Here is a 14,585-nt window from a genome sequence, read left to right as displayed (position 1 = left end):
ACGGAGATCAGTCCGCGGCAGGGTTGTCGGGGGCGTGGCGGTGGTGGACGTAGCGGGTCTTGGTGCCGGTCCCGATCCGCACGGCGATGCCCTCCTCGGCCCACTCCTTCAGCCAGCCGACGACGGTCTGACGGCTGGTGCCGTGCTCCTCGGCGAGCGCGCGGGCGATCGCCGACGCCCCCGTCCCCTCGGCGCCGGCGGCAAGCAGCACATCGAGCGCGGCCTGCTGGGCCGCGCCCTCCTTCTGCCCGTTCCGGAACGCGCTCAGGTTCAGCCCGGGACGCTCCCCGCGCTCCTCCCCCTCATCCGGGGTGGGCTCGGTGGTGGTGCCGAACTGGGCGTCGATCTGCTCGCGAAACTTCCGGGCGAGCGCGTCCGCTTCGGACTCCGCGACGGGCGGCTGCTCGGTGCGGAGGGCGAACAGGTTCAGCCCGCCTGTACTGGCCGCCTCGGCCGGGGTGCCCGCGCTGGGGGTGTGGTCGTGGATCCAGGCGGTGCGGGCGTGGTCCCAGCGGCGGGCGTAGTCGGGCCCGGCGGCCTTCGCGGAGACGGCGTCCAGGGCGGGGTGGCGGTCGGAGGTGGCGGCGACGATGTCGCGGATCTGGTTGGGGAGGATCCGCCAGGACTTGAACAGGGCGGCGGGGGATTCGGGGGTGCCCATGAACCCGGAGCCCTTGTAGGGGGCTTGGTCCACGCGCAGTCCGCGTGAACCGGGGAACTGCTTGCTCAGGTCCATGCCCTCGGTCTCGCCGCCGGTGAGGGCGACGCGGACTTTGGCCTCGCGGCGGATCATCAGGTCGCCGAGGACGGAGCCGGTGGCGCCGAGGGCGGTCAGGACGGTGCGGATGCCCATGGCGCGGGCGATCCGGATCACTTCCAGGATCTTCCTGGCCAGGACCTTGGACGGGCGGTCCATGCTCGCGAGGATCTCGGCGCCCTCGTCGATCACGAGCATGATCTGAGGGATCTGCGCGGAGACGGGCAGCAGGTCGGTGTTCGCCTTGGACATGAGGTCCTGGTAGGCCATCTTGCGATGCTTCGCGATCCGCACGGCCGCATCCAGCATCAGTGCGGCTTCCTCGTGGTTGGAGGCGAGCCAGTCGACCCCCGGCCGCATACCGGCACCGTCGCCGTTTCCTGTGAGGGCGGGGCGGACCCAGGGCAGGCCGGCGGATCCGGCGTTGAGGTCGATCACCCAGGTCAGGACGTCGGTGGTGCGGGCGAATCCGGCGAGGATCGTGTGAACCATGTTCGTCTTGCCCGACCCGGTCGGCCCGACCACGAGAGCACACTGCTCGCGCAGGTAGGCGCGGACCTCGTCCGCGTTCGTCCGCAGACCCCACGGAATCCCCGTGAGCAGGGACAACGGCCCGTAGTCGGTCGGGTAGGTGACCTCCTCGGCGAGCACGTTCACGGTCGTGACGTCGATCAGGACGCGGCCTTGATCGATGCCCTGCGACGCGCTGGCGGTGCAGCCGTGCGGCAGCCGCGCATCCGCCGACAGCCGGGCCGACTCCCGAGCGATTCGGTCGTAGGTCGTTCCGCCCGCGGGGAGTTCGGCGTCGATCGTGAACCCGGTGCCGGTCGGCCACTGCTCGACGGCCAGCACCCGCACGGTGATGCCGCAGACGCGCTGGATCCGGTCGACCCACTCGGCCGCGATCGCGCGGCGCTCGGCCGAGAGTTCGCGTGCGACCTGGCGTTCCGCCTGTGCGAGGGCTTCGAGTTCGCGGGCTTCCTCGTGGAGGAGGGTGGAGCGGGCGGCGGCGCCGAGCCCGACCCCGAGGGTCGCGAGGGAGCCGAGGGCGGCCCAGGTCAGCGGGCCGGTGGTCATGGCCCAGGTGGTCCATCCGGCGCCGACCAGCCAGGACGCGGCGCGCATGGAGACGGTGCGGGCGGACAGGCGGTCGCGGAGGCTGGTGACGGTGTGGCCGATCGCGCCGGCGGCGCCGACGGCGAGGGCCCAGCCGGGGGGCATGCCGGTGGCGGCTCCGGTGGTGGCGACGGCGAGGGCGCCGGTGGTGGCGGACAGAGCGCCGGTCACGGGTCCGTGACCAGCCGCCCAGTCCCACACCGGCCCCGTAGAGGCGGTGTTGTTGGTGGTCATGGTCAGACGTTCCATCCCTTCTCGGCCTGGGTCCCGTTGCGCGGGTCCTCGTGGCGGGCGATGTCCTGCTCGTGTGCGGTGCGGAACAGCGGGCCCATGTCCTCCGCGACTGCGACCGCGGCCATGAGGGCGCCGAAGATGTCGTTGAAGCCGCCCGCGACTTCCTTCTCCAGCGGGAACTCCGAGTCGGACCGCTCGGCGAGGATCTTCATCACGTTCGCCACGCTCGTGAGCGCGGCGGGCAGTCCTTCGACCATGGCCAGGATCTCCATGGCGTTCTCGGGGTCGTAGCTGTTGGCCGCGGCCTGCATCTCCGCCGCGTACTCCTCGAACCGGAATCCCGACACGGTCTCTCCCTCGATGCTGTCGTTGCTGGTGGTGGGTGCTGCCGGGACCAGCCCAGCCGGACGCTCGACCTGGTCGCCGATCTGCTCGGCGTTCTCCTCGGCCGCCTCGGCGTCGGCGATGGCTTCCTTGATGAGCAACTCGGCGCGCGTGATGCTGTCCCGGCCTTCGCGCTGTTCGGCTGCGGTGCGCATGAGGCGGGCGTAGAGGCGGCGGCCGGGGTGGACCAGCCACGGCAGATTCAGCTTCCGCCCGATCGGCGACGTGATCAGCCCGACGATGCCGAGCGCCCCGGCGAGCAGGGCCGCGAGCAGCCGACGGCGCTGGAACCGGGCCGCCGACCTGCGCAAAGCCTTCCGGGCCTGCTTCCGGGCGGGCGCCTTGCGAACCTGATCACGCCGAGCGGCGACCTGCCCGGACGCTCGGCCGTCCCGGGTCTCGCGGGCTCGCTCTATTGCCGCGCTGCGGGCCTTGCCGATGCGTCCGGCGGCCTTGCCCACGGCCCGGCCAACCGCCCCCTTCCTCGGCAGCGACGCGGCCCGCTGCTCGGCCCTGGCCTGGCGGCGGGCGTCCGCCACTGAACGGCGAGCGCCCGTGGTGTCCTTGCGGCGTGTAGCGCGGGACGGCGACGTCTGCCTGGCCGCATCCCTCAGGGCCCTGACCTGCCCCAGACGGCCCGCAGAACGGCGCGGAGAGGCGGAAGTACCCGACGAAGACAGACCGTTCGCGGGCGACTCCCGCGTGCTGCTCAGCCGGGCAGGCTTCTTCCCGGCCGGGGAGGATCCGCCAGTGGTCCGGGATCCGGTGCCGCGCCCGCGACCAGCGGTCTTACCGGTGCCGGCGTTTCCGTTACGGGCCTGCGTCGGTACGCGTCCCGTACTGCGGCGACCGGTCGATCCCGTCCCGGCCGTGGTACCCGTACGGGTTGTACGACCGCTGCCGGTCTTGGCGTTGGTCTTGCGGTCGCGTCGATGGCGGGTGGCTGCGGCGGCGGTGCCGAGGACGACCGCGCCGGTCGCGGCCACCGCGAGCGCGGCCGGACCTCCCACCAGCGCGGCAGCCGCCAGGAGAGATGCGGTGGCGTTCGTGCCGGTCACCGCGAGCGGGACGACCGGCCACCCGCCCGGGGTGTGGTCGACCGCGGCGGCGGCCGGGGCCGGGGCGGGTTCGGGTGTGGGGGTCGGGGTGTTGTCCGGAGGGGCGTCGGGGCCTGCTACCGGAGCGAGGGTGGTGTCCGTCATGCTGATGTGCACTCCTTCGCGGAGAACAACAGGGCCCACACGACGCGCCTACCAAGCTTGCGTGTGGGCCCTGCTGGGCGAGGTGTCGCAGGTCAGAGCCGGTTCGGCTCCAGGGAGAAGAAGACGACGTTGGCCCCGGTGAACTCGGGGTTCTCCGCCCTGATGCGCTCGCGCAGCCACAGGAACATGTCGTTGCGGGTGCTGGTCGGGCCCGGAGTGACGGTGCCGTGCCAGGTGCCGGCGATCCGGCCGGGCATGTCGAGGGTGAGCACATAGTGGTGGGAGCCGTACTGCTGGGTGGCCGGCGTGGTGTTCTGTTCGGTCTGGCTGCTCACGCGGTGTCTCCTGTCGCAATCAGGTGGTGGGTGAGTCGGCGCAGGGGGTGCACATGCCGAGCGAGCGCGGGATGCGGTATCCAGCGTCGCGGCGGCAGTTGGGGCAGATGCGCTGGGCGGCGTTCGCCCGCTCCAGGGCCGCCCGGCGTGCGGGGGTCATGGGGCGGACGGGCTTGGCCTGGTCGATGCGGTAGAGGTAGGCGACCAGCGGGCCACGGCGGCGGCGGGAGCGCTGCAGCTCGGCGGCGACGTCCTGCCCACCGGGGCGGAGCCCGAGCGCCCGGAGCTGGCGGTAGGTGGCGTAGCCGTCGGGGGCGAGGCGCCACCGGTAGACGGGGATGGTGCCCATCAGGAGACCGCGACCGGGTCAGGGGCCTGCTCGGCGGTCCGCTCGGCCCGCAGGGTCTCCCGCAGCATCCGGGCCTTGTCCGGCGACGTCCGCAGCGCCTTACGGATCCCCTCGGCCGTCAACTGCTCGACCGGCCACGACCCGGTCAACTGCCGTGCCTCCATCAGGAGTTCATCGACCGTGCGGCGCGGGTGAGTCGATCGGGCCGCGTCGGGGACCCGACCGGTCGCCCGACGCGGAGCCGACTGCTCGGCCGCGACCTCACGAACGGGGACCCGATCGATCGGCTCCACCTCGGCGGAAGAATCGACCGGGGCGGCCAGTTCGAGCGTCACCGGCTCGACCAGCGCGGGGACCGGCTCAGGAGCAGGTTCAGCCACCTCAGAGGTAGACCGTTCCGTGTCGATCTGGGTCGATTCCTCCGCATTCGTCGGGTCGATCGGTCGATGATGCAGCACCTTGGCGACTAGATCGGAACCGAAGTAGATCGACCCGACCGGAAGCGACGTCGCGAGCAGGACAAGCAGCCAGTTGACCGCGTCCCAGTCGGCCAGCCGCGTCCAGTCGACCGACTCGCCGTGCAGCTCCGGAACGAGACCGTGCACGAAGTTCAACACCAGCGAGGCGGCCGTGTAGGCGGCCAGGACCCGCAGGGCGAACCGCTTGTCGGCCCGATCCGTCAGCACCAGCGTGGCGACCAGCGCCAGGGCCATCAGTCCGTCGACCACGAACGGATACAGCCTCGCGCCGGTCTCGTCCGCCCCGACCGCCGTAGCCACGTCCCGCAGTGCGTTCCAGGAGACACGGAACGCCATGCCGACCACGGCGACCAGCGCGAGGACGAGCAGAGCTTTTCCGATGCGGTTCACGCCGCCTCACCCGAGCCGAGGCGGTTGGTCAGATCGCGGCGGGCCGCCACGACCCGGTTGCGGGCCCTGCGGATCCGGCGGGTGTCCAGCTCGGTGGCCGGCCGGTCGATGGTCATGATCTGCGCGTCGAGCAGGTCGACCTCCGCCAGGATCAGCGGCATCTCGTCCTCGATCGCGTCCAGCTCCGCATCCGACGGCTCACCGTCGAACGGGGTGGCCGTAACAACGGCCTGAAGTGCAGCGATGGACTTCATTGGGTGTGTTCCTCTCTCACAGGAACGGCCCGGAACGAGGCCCCGGTGTGCTACCACCGGGGCCTCTCGCCGTTGGAACCATCCGGCTCCCCTCGACCCCGCCCGTACGACCCAGCGGGCCGGACGGGCAGAGGAGGCAACCGGCCGCAGAGGGTGGCTGCGGCGAGATGAGTAGTGCTATGTCCCCTTCAGGTCTGCGACTCCCGTGTCAGGTAGAGCCGCCATGCCTGGCGAAGGCGTATGGGGACGGGACCTTTCGGTCTAAGCCCTCCGGTGAATGACCAGGACCCGGGCGCCCTCGGCCCGCTCTGTCCCGGGCCCCTTGACCTCAAGCGACCCTGGTTCCGGGCGCGTTGAGGTCCCGCACCCGTTGGTCAGCGAACCGGCCGACGAGCACGTCCCTAAGGTTCCCTAGGGTTCCCTGCGGTGTCAAGCAGTACGCTAGGGAACCCCAGGGAAGTCACGACAGGGAGTGAGCGACATGCCAGGCCAGACCGACAATCGGGCGCCGTACGCGAGGATCGCCGCCCACTACACGGAACTGATTACGTCCGGTCAGCTACAGCCGGGCGCCCTCTTGCCGAGCATCAAAAACCTTTCGGAAGAGTGGAAGGTGAGCACGGCGACAGCAGAGAAAGCCTTGCGCAAGCTGCGCAACGACGGGCTGGTCCGAGGCATCCACGGCATTGGCACTGAGGTCCTGGACCTGCCGGCTCCCATGTCTTCTGGGTCCCAGCGGCAGGACCGGGGGCGCCGTACCGGGTCGAGCTGGGGCGATGGTGAAAGGTCCGACTCGCATCAGGCGGCCGTAGTTCCCGCACCTGCTGAAGTAGCACAAGCTTTGGATCTTCAACCCGGCACTGACGTGGTCCGCCGCAGCCGCGTGTACAGGGATCGGCACGGCATCGTCGCTCACAGCACGTCGTGGATCCCCGCTCGATACGGCAAGCTAATCCCTCAGCTTGCGGCGAGTGAGCGGCTGACAGGAGGAACCTCGCTCCAGCTCATCGCCCACGCGACCGGCCACCCAATCAGCCACCGCATCGACACCGCCTCAGCCTCCCTGATGACGCCGGAATACGCGCGGCTCTTGGAGCTGGACCCTGAGAACCTACCTGCGGAACCGGTGGTCGTCATGACAGCCAAGTTCGTCGACAGCGAGGGCAATATCGTTGAGTATGGCGTAGACCTGGGAGGGCCCGGCCGGACGTGGCGGACGGAATCGGAGGTCTCCCCGTGAGGGGCATGGACGACACGCTCACGAACGTGCTTGAAGACCGGCTGGGGGCACTGCTCGCGGCCCGCAGGGCTGGCGCAATCTCGCCCGAGGCGGAAGCGGAGGTGGCTGCCATCTCCCGGATCCTGACGAGACCGATGCCCGCACGCCCACCTTTCTGCGTCCTGATGGCCGGACTTCCCGGCTCTGGAAAGACAACCCTTTCCCGCGCTCTCACTGGTCGCGGGTTCGTTCGGCTGTGCCCGGACGAGGAGATGTTCCGCCGGCATGGTGTCTACGGGGTGGACTTCCCGCGGGGCGTCTTCCCCACGCTTGAGCGGCCAGTCCTGGAAGACGTGGCGACTGATCTGAGGGAGCAGCTCAGAGCAGGGCGCGATGTCGTCGTTGATCACGGCTTTTGGACCCCGGAGGACCGAGCTAAGTGGCGTGCAATCGCCACCGATGCCGATGCCATCCCTGTACTCGTCTACCTCGAAGCCAGTCACGACGAGCTGTGGGCGCGGATCAGTGTGCGTAACGAGTTCCACGCGAATGATCCGAACTCGATCTACTTCTCTGAGAGCGACCTGCAACGGTATCGCACCCGCTTCATCCCCCCTCAGGCAGATGAAGCGCACCTGTTGTACGACGGTGATCCTGGGACCGTGATCGCCGCCCTGGACGCCTCTCGCCCCTGACACGGGAGGCCGAAGCCGCGCCCCGGGCTACTTGACGAGGTGCAAGCGTGGCCTTTGCAACTCCGAGCCCTGGCCCTCGCCAGCAGTCGCAGTAACAATCAATCCGAAAACCCAGCTATTCAGCTCGCTTAGGTTTGTATTGAGTTCATGTGCGACATGGCGAGGCATGGTCCCCTGTTCACGCAGGAAGGCGAAGACCTTTTGCAACAACATCGAGGACTCGCGAGGACCTCCATTCGGCTCCCCAGTCCTGTAGCCGAGGCGGCCCAGTTCAATTACAGATTGCCTGTACTGCCAATCCGTAATCCTTCCGAGCGCGTGGAGGCGATAAGTGAGCGCTAGCGCAGAAACGTTCCAGTGCTTCTTTAGACGAATCACTTGATCGGTTGTTGGATTCTCGGGAATTTTCGCAGCCAGGCTCCGGCGAGGCATTAGCAAGTTCGAGGCAAATTCGTCAGCCTCTTTCTCTGCGGCCCTGGTTCGAACCCCCGCGTCATCATCGACGTGCATGATTAGGTGGCCGAGTTCATGAGCCACGTCAAAGCGACTTCTAGGGGCAGATTTCATGGTGTTGAGAAAGATGTAAGGTCGCCCATCCCGCCAGAAGGAAAATGCATCAACTTCTGGATATTCGGGCGCAAGGGAAAAGATGCGGACCCCGTGCGCCTCAACAAGGTGGATCATGTTCCTAATGGAGGCGTCTTCGCCCAGCCTCCAGGCTGATCTCAGATACTCCGCGGCGAGCGCTGGCGCCATCTTCCTGCCTGGGGTCGGAAGATTCACCGATGGGAGCTTGAAGCGTCCATCAATCCAGTTGCTCAGCTCAACAGCGAGTCGTGACTCTGCTAGTGCGGCTTCGCGGGTCGACGCCGCAAGCTTGCTTCGGGCGCGAAAGTTTACAGACTTTCCATCGATTTCATCCACTTCGGGCGCGGAGAAGAAGCTGAGTGGGAAATCGAGTACTTCAGAGAGAGACCTCAGCGTGGGCGCAGAAGGTGTTTGCCGTCCTCGTTCGTAGTTCGAGAGGCTCTGGCTGGTCACTCCAACCCGGTCCCCCAGCTCAACGAGAGTCATGCCTCGTCGCTTGCGGGCGAGAGCCAACCGGGAAGGAGTGAACATGACCTCATCTTTCGGGTGGTGCGGATGGTGAGCTTAGAGCGGCTCGACCGCAACGACGTCCGGGGGGCCGAACCCATCGTTAGGGTCGTCCCCGTCGATCTCGAAGTCGTCGGCTGCCACAGAATACGGTTCCGGCGGCGTGATGCGGGCGTACCAGTCCTTCACATATCCCTTCGCGCTCAGCCGCTCAGGGAGGGAAACCTCATACCTGATTTCCTTCTTGTCCTGGTCAAAGTAGACCAGGACAAGCCAAAGGTTGTAGCCGGCCAGTTCGTCCTTAGGCTCGTCCGCCATGAAGGCAGATCGGGCGAGGAACTCGATCTGGCTGGGCGACACGTTACGCCCCACGAGCTTCCGGGTCAGCTCCCCCTTGGGGTAGCGGGAGCTCGGCTGGAGGCGCCCCTTACGGAGGCCGGTCAGATAGTTACCGCTAGTCACGCCGAGTGCGACCCGGGTGCTCGGGTTCAGCATGATCGGAAGGACACCGGCCAGATTGACCCTGTCCCAGCCCTCATCCCCGAGCTGAGCGCTCAGGCTGGTCACCAGCCCGTTGTAGGCGTAGATGCCGGGCGCGATCGGGGCAGCATGCTTCTTCGAGCAGAGCGCGCGTTCGGTGTTGCTAGCCCCGATGGCCTGCCTGAGAGTCTCCCCTCGGACACCGAGCTGCGCCAGGTCGGCGGCGTATCCGCCGGGCTCACCGACCGCTTCCAGATTGATCATCCTGCCTCCAGGGGCGCTTATGGATGCGAGCCCTCGGATGAGGGCTCAAATCTATAAGGGAAGGGTACACACCCGCACTGACAACACGCGGATGAGTGGCTGCCCCTTGGCCGTACGGTTCCTCAGGCTTGGGTCCGTCACCCCCCGAGTCGGCGTCGGGCAGTGGCATCAACACCCGACGGCTGAGGCCGCGCTTGTCCTGTTCTTTGTCCAGTGCGCTGATGGATGCTGCGATTCGCCACGGTCCACGCCCCTCGCTGGAGCTGCTGCGCGAACGTCCACGAACGTCCCGGAACGGCCGTGCGGACAGTTGGAAAGCGTGTTGGGGGCAACCCCTCACGAGTTCGAATCTCGTATCCTCCGCCAGTGCCTCACCGGGCACGATGTCGAAGGGCCCCGCAGCTTGCTGCGGGGCCCTTCTTCGTTTCTCAGACCCCGTTCATGTGCAACCTTACGGTTGCGGCTCCCCGGCTTATGTGCAACTCTGAGGTTGCACGGACAAGCGACGTCGAAGGAGCCCGTCATGAGCGAGGACCGGATCGAGCGCGACACCCTGATCGAGGCATCCCTGGAGCGGGTGTGGTCACTGGTGGCCCAGCCCGGATTCTGGGTGGCCGACAAGGCGAGCCTGCCTGGCACTGTGGCCAGGGAGGGTGAGTCGATGGTGGCGAAGAACCCCGAGCACGGCGACTTCCCGGTACGAGTGGAGAAGGTCGAGCCGCCGACGTACCTGGCGTACCGCTGGACCAGCGCGTTCCCCGGGGAAGAGCTGCGCGAGAACAACAGCACCCTCGTGGAGTTCATGTTGACCCAGGAAGGCGACAAGACACGGCTCCGCGTCGTCGAGAGCGGGTTCTCGGCGCTGGCCGGGTCCGAGGAGCTGCGCAGCCAGAACCTGAAGGAGCACAGCGGAGGCTGGCCCCTGGAGCTCGGCGCGCTCAAGACGCGCGCCGAACAGGCCGCCACGTGACGGAGGGACCTTCCGGGGCCGCCGACGCCGTCGACAGCGTCCTCGCCGCGCTGGCCGACCCGACTCGGCGTCAGCTGCTCGACCTGCTCGCCGCACAGGGCGAGGCCACCGCGACGACGCTCGCCGAACGGCTGCCCGTCTCACGACAGGCGGTGGTCAAGCACCTCGCCGTCCTGGACGCCGCCGGACTGGTCTCCGGCGGCCGGGTCGGCCGCGAGGTGCGGTACGCCGTGCGCCCCGCCGCTCTGGACGCCACCGCACGGTGGATGGCCTCGCTGGCCGCCGACTGGGACCGGCGTCTGGCCCGCATCAAGAGCGTCGCCGAGGAGGCGGAGCGGACCGACCCCGAGGAGCGACGGCCGTAGATCGAGGGAAAACCCCGCGGAGGCCCCGGCCGGTACACCGGCCGGGGCCTTCGGCGTGCCGCCCGGTCACGCCGCCCGGTCATGCCGTCGGCGCGTGGACCGTGCGCCGGACGACCGCGAACTCTTGCACTGGAGTGGACTCCAACTCCTAGAGTCACGCGCCGAGAAGGAGGTCTTCATGCGCTATCGCGTACTCGGCGGGACCGGCATCGAAGTGAGCGCGTACTGCCTCGGCACCATGATGTTCGGCGCCGTCGGCAACCCGGATCACGACGACTCCGTACGGATCATCCACGCCGCCCTCGACCAGGGCGTCAACTTCGTCGACACCGCCGACATGTACTCCGCGGGCGAGTCCGAGGAGATCGTCGGCAAGGCGCTGCGCGACCCCCGGCGGCGGCAGGACACCGTCCTCGCCACCAAGGTGCACTTCCCGATGGGCGAGGGCCGCAACCGCAGCGGCAACTCGCGCCACTGGATCACCCGGGCCGTGGAGGAGAGCCTGCGGCGGCTCGGCACCGACTGGATCGACCTCTACCAGGTCCACCGGCCCGACCACCGTACGGACATCGAGGAGACGCTCGCCGTCCTCGGCGACCTCCAGACCCAGGGCACGATCCGGGCGTTCGGCTGCTCCACCTTCCCCGCCGAGGAGATCGCCGAGGCGCATCACGTCGCCGAGCGGCGCGGCCTGCGCCGTTTCCGTACCGAGCAGCCGCCGTACTCGATCCTCGCGCGGGGCGTCGAGGCCTCGGTGCTGCCGGTGGCGCAGCGGTACGGCATGGGGGTGCTGACCTGGAGTCCGCTCGCGTCCGGGTTCCTCAGCGGGAAGTATCGCAAGGACCGGCCGATCGATCTCACCAGCGGGCGCGCCGCGCTCACCCCGCACCGCTTCGACCCCACGATCGCCGGCAACGCCGCCAAGCTCGACGCCGTCGAGCGACTCGTCGCGCTCGCGGAGGAGATCGGCTGCTCGCTGCCCGAGCTGGCGCTCGCCTTCGCGGCCGCGCACCCGGCCGTGACCTCCGTGATCATCGGCCCGCGGACGGGGGAACAGCTGGAGGCGCTGATGAAGGGCGCCCCGCTCGTCCTCGACGACGCGGTCCTCGACCGTATCGACGAGATCGTCCCGCCCGGCACGAACCTCTATCAGCCGGACGGGGTCTGGCGCCCGCCGTCCCTCGACGACGCGACGCTGCGCCGCAGGCCGGTCGCGGACCGCGCGGCGGGCTGAAACCGGATCGCCGGTCCCGCCGTTGGTCCATGCTTGCCCGCATGGGGATCGACAAGGTCAGTACAGGGACGGGCAGGGCTCGCACGGGGGCCGCCGGCGCTCACACAGGGACCGGCAGGAAGCGCCGTATCGATGCGGACGAGCGCAGGGCCCGGCTCGCCGTACGGCACCGGCTGGCCGGGGCGGCGCGGGCGACGAGCGTGGAAGAGGTGGCGGGGTCGCTGGTGGCCCTGCACGCGACCGACCCGGCGAGCGTGTTCCTCTCCGTGGGGGCGCGGCTGAGCGGAAAGGCGGGCGTCGAAGGGCCGGTACGGGAGGTGGAACGGGCCCTGTACGAGGACCGGTCGCTGACCCGGATGCACGGGATGCGGCACACGATCTTCGTCTTCCCGACCGACCTCGTGCCCGCCGTGCACGCCTCCACCACGCGTGACGTCGCCACCCGCGAGCGCGCCATGCTGCTCAAGGACCTGCGCAAGGGCAGCGCGTACGACGAGGAGTGGCTGGCGGAGACCGAGCGCCTGCTGACCGCGGAGCTGGCGGCCCGGGGCGAGGCCACCGGCGCCGAGCTGGGCCAGGCCGTCCAGCGGCTGCGCGTGCAGTACGTGTACGGGGTCGGCACGCGCCAGGAGGGGAACCAGCCGCTCTCCAGCCGGCTGCTGCGGGTCCTCGGCATGGAGGGCCGGATCGCCCGCGGCCGGCCGCAGGGCACCTGGACCTCCAGCCGCTTCCGCTGGACGCTGACCCCGGAACGCCCCGATCCGGGCGACGAGGACGCGCATGCCGAGCTCGTACGGCGGTGGCTTGCGACGTTCGGGCCGGGGACCGAGGCCGATCTGAAGTGGTGGACCGGCTGGAGGGTCTCCGACGTCCGCAAAGCGCTGGCGGCGCTCGGCGCGGAAGCGGTGGAGCTGGCGGAGGGCACGGGGTACGTCCTGCCGGACGACACCGATCCCGTACCGGATCGCGTACCGGATCCCGAGCCGTGGGCGGCGCTGCTGCCCGCGCTGGACCCGACGGCGATGGGCTGGCTGCACCGCGACTGGTACGTGGACCCGGCCCACAAGCCGCTGCTGTACGACCGCAGCGGGAACATCGGCCCGACGGTGTGGTGGAACGGCCGGGTCGTCGGTGTGTGGGCCCAGCGCCCGGACGGCGAGTTCGTCCACCGGCTGCTCTCCGACGTGGGCGCGGAGGGCAGGGCGGCCATCGCGGCGGAGGCGGAGCGGCTGGCGGGCTGGGTGGGGGACGTACGGGTGACACCCCGCTTCCGCTCGCCACTGGAGAGGGAGCTGTCGGGCGGGGGCACAGCTGCGGACGCCGCCGGAGGCACGACCGGCGTGGTTGCCCGGGAGGCTGCCGGTGGGTGAGACGACGGTGCTGCTGACCTCGCCGCAGCGCACGTCCACGACGCTCCTGCTGTCCGAGGCGGCCGCGCGCCGGGGCATGGGGGTACGGGCCCTGGACGGTCCGCCCGCGCCGCTCGCGCCCGGGCAGCCGGCGCACCACTGGTACGGCGGGCCGCTGCTGGCCGACCGGATCGCCGCGTCGTTCGGCCTGGGCCTGCTCGAACCGGCGGACGCCTGGCTCGCAGACCTCCCGGAGGAGTTCACCGCCCGCCGCGTCACCCTGACGACCATGGGCGACGCCCGGGCGAGCCTGCGGTGCCCCGCGTTCGTGAAGCCGCCGGGCGACAAGTCGTTCCCGCCCGCCGTGTACGAGGACGGCGGGCGGCTCGCGCAGGGGGCGCCGGGACGGCTGCCGCCGGACACCGCGGTCCTCGTCTCGGACGTGGTGAGCTTCGCCGCCGAGTACCGGTTGTTCGCACTCGACGGCGGGATCGTCACGGGGAGCCGGTACGCCGTGTACGGCCGCCTGGACACCGGTCCTCTCGCGGCCGGGGCCCGGGACTTCGGGGAGCACCTCCTCGCGGCGGCCGGCGACTCGCTGCCGAGCGCGGTCGCGGTCGACGTCGGCCTGGTGAGGGACCAGGTCACCGGCCTGGAGCGGTGGGCTGTGGTGGAGGCGAACATGCCATGGTTCGCGCACAGCTACGCGGCCGAGCCCGACGGCGTCCTGGACGTCGTCCTGCGCGCGGCCGGTCCGCTGCGCGACGTGACGGAACGGGACCGCCGCTTCCTGCGCCCGTCAGGGACAGGGCCACGGGGCGCGGGATTCGACCGTGGTTCCCGCGGGTGAATCCGAGAAGAATTCGGAACGGCCCCCGCGAGGTGTCGAGAATCGGCTCCCTGCTCCGACGTCCCCTGTGAAAGGCAGTCGAGAAACCACGAACCACGGAGGACGACATGAAGTACCTCGTCATGGTGCAGGGCGCCCAGGTCGACTACGAGGCCATGACCGGCAAGGGCTCCGCGCAGAGCCCGGTCTGGAGCGAGCAGGACCTGAAGGCGATGTTCGAGCACATGGAGGCGATCAACAACGACCTCGCCGAGTCGGGTGAGCTCGTCGACGCGCAGGGGCTCGTCGAACCGGCGCGGACCCGGTTCGTGAGCGTCGACAAGGACGGCCGGCCGGTGATCACGGACGGGCCGTACGGGGAGACGAAGGAGCTGCTCGCCGGGTACTGGGTGCTCGACTGCGCGAGCCTGGAGCGGGTCACCGAGATCGCGGCGCGCGTGGCGCGGTGCCCGCAGCCGGCCGGTGCGCCGGAGTACCCGGTGGTGATCCGGCAGATCGACGAGCGCCCCGAGTCCGAGCTCTTCACCTCCTGAACGTGAGCGACCCGCCGCACACCAGTGGCGG

General features: G+C 69.6%; 16 protein-coding genes. 8 read left to right on the top strand and 8 right to left on the bottom strand.

What is annotated here, in order from left to right:
* Window positions 1-7 precede the first annotated feature (7 nt).
* The 6 genes from ACFYV5_RS16265 to ACFYV5_RS16240 form a co-directional block, all read right to left on the bottom strand.
* Window positions 8-2,107, bottom strand: coding sequence for a helix-turn-helix domain-containing protein (locus ACFYV5_RS16265; protein ID WP_389168829.1), 2,100 nt, complete (start codon window positions 2,105-2,107; stop codon window positions 8-10).
* A 2-nt stretch (window positions 2,108-2,109) separates the two neighbouring features.
* A complete protein-coding gene (locus ACFYV5_RS16260) occupies window positions 2,110-3,693 on the bottom strand; it encodes a hypothetical protein (RefSeq protein WP_389168827.1) in 1,584 nt (527 codons plus the stop codon).
* A 92-nt stretch (window positions 3,694-3,785) separates the two neighbouring features.
* Complete coding sequence (locus tag ACFYV5_RS16255; RefSeq protein ID WP_389168825.1) at window positions 3,786-4,028, bottom strand: hypothetical protein; 243 nt, start codon at window positions 4,026-4,028, stop codon at window positions 3,786-3,788.
* A gap of 19 nt (window positions 4,029-4,047) precedes the next feature.
* A complete protein-coding gene (locus ACFYV5_RS16250; protein ID WP_389168823.1) occupies window positions 4,048-4,377 on the bottom strand; it encodes an RRQRL motif-containing zinc-binding protein in 330 nt (109 codons plus the stop codon).
* Window positions 4,377-5,246: a DUF2637 domain-containing protein gene (locus ACFYV5_RS16245; protein WP_389168821.1), complete on the bottom strand. Its 870-nt coding sequence runs from the start codon at window positions 5,244-5,246 to the stop codon at window positions 4,377-4,379. The genes ACFYV5_RS16250 and ACFYV5_RS16245 overlap by 1 nt, the downstream gene beginning before the upstream one ends.
* Window positions 5,243-5,500 (bottom strand): DUF6284 family protein, encoded by a 258-nt coding sequence (locus tag ACFYV5_RS16240; RefSeq protein WP_389168819.1) that lies wholly within the window; start codon window positions 5,498-5,500, stop codon window positions 5,243-5,245. Before ACFYV5_RS16240 ends, ACFYV5_RS16245 begins: the two co-directional genes overlap by 4 nt.
* 481 nt (window positions 5,501-5,981) lie before the next feature.
* Between ACFYV5_RS16240 and ACFYV5_RS16235 the strand changes: the two genes are divergently transcribed.
* Window positions 5,982-6,740: a GntR family transcriptional regulator gene (locus ACFYV5_RS16235; RefSeq protein WP_389168818.1), complete on the top strand. Its 759-nt coding sequence runs from the start codon at window positions 5,982-5,984 to the stop codon at window positions 6,738-6,740.
* A complete protein-coding gene (locus ACFYV5_RS16230) occupies window positions 6,737-7,414 on the top strand; it encodes an AAA family ATPase (protein ID WP_389168817.1) in 678 nt (225 codons plus the stop codon). The genes ACFYV5_RS16235 and ACFYV5_RS16230 overlap by 4 nt, the downstream gene beginning before the upstream one ends.
* A 27-nt stretch (window positions 7,415-7,441) precedes the next feature.
* Here ACFYV5_RS16230 and ACFYV5_RS16225 read toward each other — a convergent pair whose 3' ends face one another.
* Together ACFYV5_RS16225 and ACFYV5_RS16220 are read right to left on the bottom strand one after the other, a co-directional pair.
* On the bottom strand, window positions 7,442-8,533 hold the full coding sequence (locus ACFYV5_RS16225; protein WP_389168815.1) for a helix-turn-helix domain-containing protein: 1,092 nt from the start codon (window positions 8,531-8,533) through the stop codon (window positions 7,442-7,444).
* A gap of 33 nt (window positions 8,534-8,566) precedes the next feature.
* Entirely contained in the window at window positions 8,567-9,253 is a 687-nt protein-coding gene (locus ACFYV5_RS16220) for a hypothetical protein (RefSeq protein ID WP_389168813.1), read from the bottom strand.
* 523 nt (window positions 9,254-9,776) lie between these two features.
* Here ACFYV5_RS16220 and ACFYV5_RS16215 point away from each other — a divergent pair.
* The 6 genes from ACFYV5_RS16215 (at window position 9,777) to ACFYV5_RS16190 (ending at window position 14,554) form a co-directional block, all read left to right on the top strand.
* Window positions 9,777-10,223 carry an SRPBCC domain-containing protein gene (locus ACFYV5_RS16215; RefSeq protein ID WP_389168811.1) on the top strand — a complete coding sequence of 149 codons (447 nt, stop codon included), beginning with the start codon at window positions 9,777-9,779 and terminating at the stop codon, window positions 10,221-10,223.
* A complete protein-coding gene (locus ACFYV5_RS16210) occupies window positions 10,220-10,588 on the top strand; it encodes an ArsR/SmtB family transcription factor (RefSeq protein ID WP_389168810.1) in 369 nt (122 codons plus the stop codon). The genes ACFYV5_RS16215 and ACFYV5_RS16210 overlap by 4 nt, the downstream gene beginning before the upstream one ends.
* 178 nt (window positions 10,589-10,766) lie before the next feature.
* Window positions 10,767-11,822 carry an aldo/keto reductase gene (locus ACFYV5_RS16205; RefSeq protein ID WP_389168808.1) on the top strand — a complete coding sequence of 352 codons (1,056 nt, stop codon included), beginning with the start codon at window positions 10,767-10,769 and terminating at the stop codon, window positions 11,820-11,822.
* Between the two features lie 41 nt (window positions 11,823-11,863).
* Window positions 11,864-13,192 carry a winged helix DNA-binding domain-containing protein gene (locus tag ACFYV5_RS16200; RefSeq protein ID WP_389168806.1) on the top strand — a complete coding sequence of 443 codons (1,329 nt, stop codon included), beginning with the start codon at window positions 11,864-11,866 and terminating at the stop codon, window positions 13,190-13,192.
* A gap of 76 nt (window positions 13,193-13,268) precedes the next feature.
* Window positions 13,269-14,021 (top strand): ATP-grasp domain-containing protein, encoded by a 753-nt coding sequence (locus ACFYV5_RS16195; protein ID WP_389168964.1) that lies wholly within the window; start codon window positions 13,269-13,271, stop codon window positions 14,019-14,021.
* A gap of 107 nt (window positions 14,022-14,128) precedes the next feature.
* Window positions 14,129-14,554, top strand: coding sequence for a YciI family protein (locus ACFYV5_RS16190; protein WP_355110900.1), 426 nt, complete (start codon window positions 14,129-14,131; stop codon window positions 14,552-14,554).
* Window positions 14,555-14,585: the final 31 nt, after the last annotated feature.

The sequence above is a fragment of the Streptomyces sp. NPDC003035 genome, assembly GCF_042888285.1.
Classification (GTDB): Bacteria; Actinomycetota; Actinomycetes; order Streptomycetales; family Streptomycetaceae; genus Streptomyces.
The sequence above is the reverse complement of the archived record's forward strand: the minus strand, read 5'-3'. Positions and strand labels throughout refer to the sequence as shown.